5 protein-coding genes are annotated in these 5,302 nt (G+C 62.0%); 2 read left to right on the top strand and 3 right to left on the bottom strand.

All coding sequences use genetic code 11. The features are described from left to right. Positions 1 to 107 precede the first annotated feature (107 nt). Both AC1DY5_RS40820 and AC1DY5_RS40825 read right to left on the bottom strand, forming a co-directional pair. The gene (locus AC1DY5_RS40820; protein WP_478120141.1) at positions 108 to 242 is read right to left on the bottom strand and encodes a hypothetical protein; all 135 of its coding nucleotides are present in this window, start codon (positions 240 to 242) and stop codon (positions 108 to 110) included. A 228-nt stretch (positions 243 to 470) separates the two neighbouring features. Next, on the bottom strand, positions 471 to 728 hold the full coding sequence (locus tag AC1DY5_RS40825) for a hypothetical protein (RefSeq protein ID WP_478120142.1): 258 nt from the start codon (positions 726 to 728) through the stop codon (positions 471 to 473). Between the two features lie 612 nt (positions 729 to 1,340). Between AC1DY5_RS40825 and AC1DY5_RS40830 the strand changes: the two genes are divergently transcribed. Together AC1DY5_RS40830 and AC1DY5_RS40835 are read left to right on the top strand one after the other, a co-directional pair. Continuing rightward, complete coding sequence (locus AC1DY5_RS40830; RefSeq protein ID WP_478120143.1) at positions 1,341 to 2,993, top strand: arylsulfatase; 1,653 nt, start codon at positions 1,341 to 1,343, stop codon at positions 2,991 to 2,993. A gap of 168 nt (positions 2,994 to 3,161) precedes the next feature. Next, entirely contained in the window at positions 3,162 to 4,055 is an 894-nt protein-coding gene (locus tag AC1DY5_RS40835) for a terminase small subunit (RefSeq protein WP_478120144.1), read from the top strand. A 45-nt stretch (positions 4,056 to 4,100) separates the two neighbouring features. Here AC1DY5_RS40835 and AC1DY5_RS40840 read toward each other — a convergent pair. Continuing rightward, positions 4,101 to 5,302: hypothetical protein (locus tag AC1DY5_RS40840; protein WP_478120145.1), on the bottom strand; the 1,202-nt coding region annotated here is incomplete at its 5' end.

Genomic DNA, 5,302 nt, shown 5'->3' on the forward strand with positions numbered 1-5,302 from the left:
CTCCCACAGCAACGAACTCAAAAACCAAGCTCGAGGCCCAGCGCCGAATCAATGGTTACCAAGTCACTGGTTACCAGCCTGGTTACCAAGGAAACCAGGGTGGCCGTTCAGATCAGTGCGTCTTCAGGCTTGCCGTCCGCTGGCCCGGCGTCGAACAGTTCCACGGGCGCCAGCAGCTTCCTGGGATCATCGACCGTGCCGGCCAGCCACAGGTCGACATCTCCCTGCTCGATCGGAATCACCGAGCGCTTGTCCTGTTGATGCGGCCCGTGTCGAGGATCCAACGAACGGCTCAGAGCGGCCAGTTGCGGTCCTTCGTCACGAGCTCCTGATTCGCGAACACCCTAAGCTCGGTGCACGGCAGCTAAAGTCGGCCAAACAACAGGCGTACGCAGCGGATGAGATCCAGCAGATCCTCATGAACCGCGGCTACTGATGCGTGTGTCCCGATCACAAGGGGCAACAGTGGATCATTTCCCTGCCTGGTGCTGTGCGACGGCCTTGGCGTCGGTGCGTTCGGCAAACAGGTGAACGAGCTCGCAGGAGCCAAACTCGCGCTCGAGCTCCCACTGGCGGACCGGGTGGTTTCCGAACCGAAAACTGCGTGTGGTGTCGGCCGAAGTGGGGATGCGATACACGCCGTAGCTCCGAGGGGACGTGAGCCGCCCATTCGGCCGCACGCTGGAGGGGCTAATGGCGCGAGTGATGATGTGCTCGATCGACGTCATGGTGAGCAGAATGCACGATCAGCAGGGATGCGCCAAGGGACAAATGTCCCAAATTTGGCTAGGTGGATCCTCCTCTGCTTTCAGCGATGCCTACAATTTTGCCTTGGCGACATAAGCGCCGGCCATGCGGCACTTTGAAATTCGTTCGTGGCGATGACGTAAGTGACGCCGACGACTAAAAGTTGCGAGCGAAGGCCCTCTGACGGCTAGGAGCGGTCGCTCGACTCTTGCGCCCACCTTGCCGTTTTCTCCGTGGCGCGCAATTAGAAAGTGACAGGAATCGACATGTCCGGCGACCCGAGGCAACCTGCCAAGGTGACCTCGGCGATCTGAATTGACAGGCCGCGAGCCTTACTTAAGCCTGACCAACATCCATCGCTGCGTCGGGACTGGACACATACCCGAGAGTCGCGCATAGCGCAATACGGCGCATATCAAAGACTCCGCCGAAGGCTTTGGGACAGAGCGCTTGCCCTTTGGGGCAAGTCGTTTGCCCTTTGTCCTCATTTCCTTGCGCCGACGGACACGTGATGATCTTTGGCGAACGGCCCTCGCCATTCAATCGACTTGGCGACGATGCCAGCGAATCTCATTCCGGAAGGAATCGACGTCATGAAAGCGCTCCCTCGACAATTTGTGCGACTGGCGGTAGCTGGCGCCGTCGCGACATCGTTCACGCTGCTCGCCGCCCCACCGGCTCAAGCCCAGGCGGCGGGCAAGAAGCCCAACATCGTCGTCATCATGGGCGACGACATCGGGATGTGGAACATCGGTGCCTACCACCGCGGCATGATGGCCGGCAGGACGCCGAACATCGACAAGCTCGCCAAGGAGGGCATGCTGTTCACCGACTACTACGCCGAGGCGAGTTGCACGGCGGGCCGGGCGAACTTCATCACCGGCGAGCTACCGATCCGCACCGGCATGACCACGGTGGGCCAGGCCGGCGCCAAGACCGGCATCCCGGCCGAGGCCAGCACCATCGCGACCGCGCTCAAGGCTCAGGGCTACGCGACCGGCCAGTTCGGCAAGAACCATCTCGGCGACCTCAACGAGTTCCTGCCCACCGTGCACGGATTCGACGAGTTCTTCGGCTACCTCTATCACCTGGACGCGATGGAAGACCCGGCGCATCCCAACTATCCGCAGAAGCTGCTGAACGTCGTCGGGCCGCGCAACATGGTCCACAGCTGGGCGACGGCCACTGACGACAGCACCGACATGCCACGCTGGGGCAAGGTCGGCAAGCAGAAGATCGAGGACGCCGGTCCGCTCTATCCAAAGCGCATGGAGACCGTCGACGACGAGATCCGCGACCTATCTATCAAGTTCATGGACAAGGCCAAGAAAGACGGCAAGCCCTTCTTCGTCTGGCTCAACCCGACCCGCATGCACATCGTCACGCACCTCTCGCCGAAGTACGAGGCGCTGCGCAACTCGGACAATGGATGGTCGGAGGAGGAAGCCGGCATGGCCCAGCTCGACGATGACATCGGCCTGGTGATGAAGAAGATCAAGGACATGGGCGAGGACGACAACACCATCGTCGTCTTCACCACCGACAACGGCACAGAGAATTTCACCTGGCCGGACGGCGGACAGACGCCGTTCGCGCAGGGCAAGGGCACGGTGCTGGAGGGCGGCTTCCGCGTGCCCGCGATCCTGCGCTGGCCTGGCCACGTGCCGGCGGACTCGGTGCAGAACGGCATCTTCTCGGGCCTTGACTGGTATCCCACTTTCCTGAATGCCGCGGGCAATCCGAACATCACGGAGCAGCTTCTCAAGGGCGTGAAGCTCGGCGACCGGACCTACAAGAACCATCTGGATGGCTACGACCAGATGGCCGCGATCACCGGCAAGGGCCCGTCCGCGCGCCACGAGATCTTCTATCTCGGAGAGAGCACCGTCGGCGCGGTGCGCATCGACGACTACAAGTTCCGCTTTATCGACCAGCCCGCGGGCTGGCTGGGCGAGAAGACCCATCCGGACGTTCCCTACATCACCAACCTGCGCCTGGACCCGTTCGAGCGCACCGGCTGGCCGAGCAATGGAACCAAGGACGGCGCGCAGCAATATTTCGACTGGTTCAAGTTCCAGTTCTGGCGCTTCGTCTTCGTCCAGGAGGTGGTTGGCAAGGAACTGCAGACCTTCCTCGACTACCCGCCGATGCAGCGGGGCGCGAGCTTCAACCTCGACGCGGTGAAGGCGGAGATGGGCAAGCGCATGGCCGAGGCCCAGGCGGCGGCCAAGGGCCCGAGCAACTGAAGGGCGTGGTGCGGCGGGCGGCTCATCGAGAGCGTCGCCTGTCCTTGGACGCGACTGCTTTGGAGAGGCTCGAATGTCGGTAGTGGCCCAAACGCGCCATTCGCATACGCACGCAGCTAACCCCTTCTAGGGTTCGCCTGAATTCCATGCGCCGGGAACACTCCGGCCATGGCATCAACCCCAGCAAGCAAGAAACCCACCACCAAGCCCACTGCCCGCAAGAACGCCGTGGGCGCGTCCGTTCGTGCGATGAAGCCCACCACTTCCAGGACGGCGCCACCCAAGACTGTCAAGGCGCCCCCAGGCAGCGAGCTCGAGCCGCGGCAGCAACGGTTCGTTGACGAATACCTGATCGACTTCAACGCGACCCAAGCAGCCATTCGGGCTGGCTACAGCCCAAAGAACGCCCGGGTGATCGCTTCTCAAAACTTGTCAAAACTTAACATCCAGGCCGCGATCGCTGACGCCCGAGCCAAGCAGCAGCTGCGCACCCAGATCACCGCCGACGCCGTCCTCCGCGAGGCTTGGAACATCGCCATTGCCGATGTGCGCGAGCTGGTGCAGGTCAAGGTCGGATGCTGCCGCTATTGCCACAGTGAGGGATTCCGCCGCCAGCGCACCCTCGGCGCATACAACCATGACCGCGAGGAGTTCGCCAAGAAGGGCGGCATGCCGGCCGAGTTCGAGGAGCAGGGTGGAATCGGCTTCAACCCACTGCGCCCGCCGCACCCCGACTGCCCGGAATGCGGTGGCGACGGCCAAGCACGCACGGTCCTGATGGACACCCGCCACCTGTCTCCCCAGGCCGCGGCCATCTACGCCGGCGCCAAGCAAACCAAGTACGGCATCGAGGTCCAGCTGAACTCGAAGGACGCCGCCCTCGAGAAGCTCTTCAAGCACCTCGGCCTCTACGAGAACGACAACCAGCAGCGCGTCGACCCGCTGGCCAGCCTCCTGCACACGATCGCCAGCGGAAACTCCAGCGGCTTCAGGCCCGTGGCGCGCGACCCCGAGCACGACGAGGAGGACAGGAGCGATCGAGATAGCCGTCCGCCACTGTGACCCGCTGCTCCCCCTCGCTCATGACGACGTTGGCCGGTTGGTTCCTCACGTCGTTGAGCCAGTCTTTTGAATCTCAACGAGTCGGCTCTGCACGACCGCGGGAGCGGCGTCGAATTCGCGAAACGGCTTGTCCCAGTTCTCGTAGGGAAAGGCCGAGCGCACACGCTCTTGAAATTCGGGATTGCACAGTGTGGCGTAGGTCACACCCTTCTCTACGGTTTCGAGTTTCATTTCGCCGACAAGGCTGTCTGCAGAAGGGAAAACGCGCTTCAACTCGTCATCAAGAAATTGCCTCAGCACGGGCATCGTGGGTCTTCCGCTAACCTGTGCTATCAGAGTCTCAGGTGGACTTTTCTTGACCGCAGGCAACAGGCCATCGACGAGGCGCTTTCGAGAGGATTCGAGTTCCTTCTCGAGTCGCTCGACGACTTTTTGCTGAAACTTCTCGATGTCCCTACGAATACCGGCGATGCACTTGTCAAAAGGATCCTTCTTGGAGCGCAGAATGACAGTGCCCAAGCCATCGCCAAGCGACCGGGTGTAAAGCTTGCGCATCGCGCGAACCTCCTGGTCGATCTCCGCGGCTTCCTTGGCGACCTTGCTTTCGTCACCAACGAGCTTGAATGTTGTGAGCAGGCGCTTTGCCGTTGCGTCATCGCGCAGGGCGAGCACCAGATCCGGCGGCAATCGCACGGTGTGCTGGGCAATGTGGAGCCCGGTGAGTTTCAGTTCCACGAACTCAATGAACGCATTGAAGACGTTGACCTTGCGAGCGAGGTCGAACCTCTGTGGCGGGTTGGCGTCCAGCGCAGCCTTCACTTGCTCCAGTCGGCTCTCGGACAACTCTTCTTTTCCGAGCTCGGGTTGATCAGCGACCGGATGGTCCGCTTTGGCTGAGGGGAGCAGTGATCTGACCACCGCTTCGAGCTGCTCAGGCACCAGGGCCAATGCGTTCGCGCCCACGTGCTCGTCGTCTTGGACTTCCACAAGCATCGGCGGCGCGAAGAAGGCGAACCCAGCGTCATCACACACAAGCACGCAGCTGCGTAGGCCCGGTTCTACCCGAACATCGACATCCTCGTCTGCCAACAGAGTGACAGCGTCGAACTCGCCGTAGCCCATCCGAGTGGTGCGGTCGTCGAGATCCAGAACGACGCGAACGGCTTCGCGACCGAGCATGCGCCTCGCGTTGACGATTGCCGCGGCCACGGATTGCTGCAATCCGGGCGCGCAGTAGATGACGCGGC

It is taken from the genome of Variovorax sp. P4_D9 (assembly GCF_056401695.1).

Excerpts from the sequence above, each read along its gene's own strand:
- AC1DY5_RS40825 (WP_478120142.1), bottom strand. The coding sequence starts at position 728 with ATGACGTCGATCGAGCACATCATCACTCGCGCCATTAGCCCCTCCAGC.
- AC1DY5_RS40835 (WP_478120144.1), top strand. The coding sequence starts at position 3,162 with ATGGCATCAACCCCAGCAAGCAAGAAACCCACCACCAAGCCCACTGCC.
- AC1DY5_RS40830 (WP_478120143.1), top strand. The coding sequence starts at position 1,341 with ATGAAAGCGCTCCCTCGACAATTTGTGCGACTGGCGGTAGCTGGCGCC.